Here is a 2,734-nt window from a genome sequence, read left to right as displayed (position 1 = left end):
GACCCGACAAAGCACTATTAGCGGCGCACGCGGTCCGTCGCGCAGCCTGCGAGCAGCAGCATCGTGACGGCCGCGAGCACGTGGTCACCGCTGAGCGCGCACATGCACGCCAGCGCGAACCACAGCAGCAGCTTCATGAAACGAGGTTAGGGGCCGTGTGACGGCGAGCACAGCTGAATTAGCGAACGCTTGAGGTTGTGACTACGAACTCGTCAGGTTGGCGTAAGCCGTTCGGACGGACTGCTCAGCCCGCGGGTCCCGGAAGTCGAAGGCGGAGCCGTCGGTGAACTCGACGCGCACGAACCACTCCGGCCGCACCAGCCTGCCCAGCGGCACGGCCACGAACCGCCGGACCGCACCGACCGGCGCCTCCCACCAGGTGATCAGCGGTGCGACCTCGCGCTGAGGTCCGCGTGCCCGGCCGAACAAACCACTGCGGTCTGGCTCGAGGACTTCGCCCTCCACCACGAGCCCCAGCCGCCGGTTGCTCAGCAGCAGCCAGCACTCGTCGCGCCCCGCGGTGAACAGGTCGGCCCAGCGCACGGCGATCTGGGCGGGACCTCGCGCGTGCGCCCAGCCCCACACGGCCGGGTCGTGCGCCCACTCGTCGGTGCAGAACTGGCCGCTGCTCACGGCGGCNNGCTCGGCGATCTCGGCCGCCGGCACCTCGCCGACGAGCGCGTGCGGTGCCGTGCCCGCCGAGCCGACGTGCCCCTTGCGTTCGACGGCCCACACGATCTGCTCGCCGTCGCGGACCCAGTGCTTCTGGGCGATCTCGGCGAGCTTGAACCTGTCCCTGGGCATGATCACCCTTGTCCGTTGGCCATCGCGTACAACCGTTGTGCTTGTCCGGGTTCATGCCCTGCGAGGACGTCGACTCCTGATCCATCCACAAAGGACAGGCGCAGGACGTGGGCGTCCCGGTAGGTGTACTTACCGCGCGGCAGCTTGCGTTCCGCGACCGCGATCCCCGCGATCTGCTCGCGCGGCACCTCCGCCACGGACCGGATCGCCACCGTCTCGATCGGGCAGTGCGCGGGATAGGGGCTGCGGCCGGAGAAGACGTCCTTGGCGCTCTTCGCGAAGCCGCGGACCTGGCCGAGCAACGACCGCTCCTCCGCGGGAGCCTCCTCCTCGACCGCGGCGACCCAGGCGAACCTCCGGGGTGTCAGCACGCACCACACGAGCACGGAGCTGTCCAGGTTCGAGCAGGCCCGCGTCGCGATGGCGTCGGGCCGTGGACCGAACACGACCACGTCCGGAGGCGTCGCGCTGTCCTGCCAGTCGTCAGCGGAGGCCAGCGCGAACGGCACGCTGGCCGCCCCCATCATCGCCTTGCCGAGCAGGCCGCGTTCGGGCTTGCCGGTCCAGTCCAGGCCATCGACGTCGAACCGCGTCGCTCCCCGTCCACCAGGTGCGCACACCAGAACCGGCTCACCTGGAGCACACCAGGACTGCCGAATCGCCAGGACACCGTCGAGCTTCACCAGTTGAACCCGCGGTCCTGCGCGTCGCGACGCTCCTCTTCGGACGGTTTGTTCTGGGCAGCGTCGTAGGCTTCCTCGCTGCCGAACTTGATGGCGCCGTCGATCGCCGCACTGGTTCCGGCCTTGAACGCGGCCATCCCGGCCGTGGTGGAGCCGCCGAGCATCCCGGTCAGCACGTTCTGGGCGATGTTGCCCGCCAGCGCCCCCTCGCCGGTGACGCCTTGCAGGAAGCGACTCGACGCGGTGGAGGCCAGCGTGCTGGCGTCCGCCCTGGTCACGAGGTTGGCGGTGCTGCCGGCCTGGCGAGCGAGCCACTTCTGGGCCATGTTGCCGCCGCGCAGGCCGTTCATCCTCTCGATCACCTGACGCAACGGGCCGCGCAGCCGCACCAGCAGCTTCTCGATCTGCTGCACGGCCTTGAACAGCTCCATCTGCAGCTTCGACACCCGCATGGTGATGCGCACGCCGGTGCTGCCGACCTGCACGGTCGTCGTCGCGCCCGCCGCGGCGACCGAGCCGCCCGCGGTGATCCAGGAGGCCGCCAGCGCCGCCAGCCACTGCACGATCAGGCCGATGATCAGCTCGGTGAGGATCTGGATCACGAACTCGACGAACATGTCGAAGAGCTCGGCGATGGTCTCCAGGGTCTCCTTCAGGCCGCGGATGTCCTCGGCCAGCGCCTCGACGCCACCGGCGAACTCGTTGACCTGCTTGCGGAACCCGTCCCCCGCCGCGCCCTCCCACATGCTCGTGGTGGTCTCGGCGCGCTTCTTCTCGGACTCGGCGACCTCGTCGAGCCACTTGGCGACCTCTTCCCAGCCCTCGCCGGTCGCGCGCATCTGCTCGGGGTCACCGATCGCCCACTCCGCGAGCTCGATCAGCGGGCNNGCGGCGACGTGGCGTCCGCGAGGTCCGAGATCGCGCTGTAGGCGGAACTGCCGCGCCCGGCGGCCTGCTCGAACCAGTTCTTCTGGTCGCCGTTGTTCAGGTCGGCGAACGTGCCGGGACCACTCATGTCGCGCTCCCGAGGCCCTTGCCGATCTGCCCGAACGCCTGCGAGATGCCCTGGTCCACGCCCTGGTAGACCTCGAAGCTCTGCTGCAGCTGCTCACCGGTCTGCTTCAGGAACCCCTGCGCGTCGGTGGCGAGCTGCTGGCACTCCTGCAAACTCTTGAAATACCCGCTGCTCAACCCGACGGCGTCGCCGATCGGGCCGAAGCACTGGTCGTCGACCCTGGCCTGTTCGA

Annotated in this window: 3 protein-coding genes; all 3 read right to left on the bottom strand. The window is 69.4% G+C overall.

Annotation, left to right across the window (positions count from 1 at the left end; all coding sequences use genetic code 11):
• Positions 1-806: 806 nt before the first annotated feature.
• Positions 807-1,487, bottom strand: coding sequence for a hypothetical protein (locus B0F77_RS43280; protein ID WP_086668896.1), 681 nt, complete (start codon positions 1,485-1,487; stop codon positions 807-809).
• Positions 1,484-2,326, bottom strand: coding sequence for a WXG100 family type VII secretion target (locus tag B0F77_RS43275; protein WP_245849446.1), 843 nt, complete (start codon positions 2,324-2,326; stop codon positions 1,484-1,486). The genes B0F77_RS43280 and B0F77_RS43275 overlap by 4 nt, the downstream gene beginning before the upstream one ends.
• Before the next feature lie 172 nt (positions 2,327-2,498).
• The coding region (locus B0F77_RS48360) for a hypothetical protein (RefSeq protein ID WP_086668895.1) at positions 2,499-2,734 on the bottom strand (236 nt) is incomplete at its 5' end.

Source organism: Lentzea kentuckyensis, assembly GCF_002150765.1.
GTDB classification, from domain to species: Bacteria; Actinomycetota; Actinomycetes; order Mycobacteriales; family Pseudonocardiaceae; genus Lentzea; species Lentzea kentuckyensis.
Note: the sequence above shows the minus strand (reverse complement) of the source record. Positions and strands in the feature narration are given on the sequence as shown.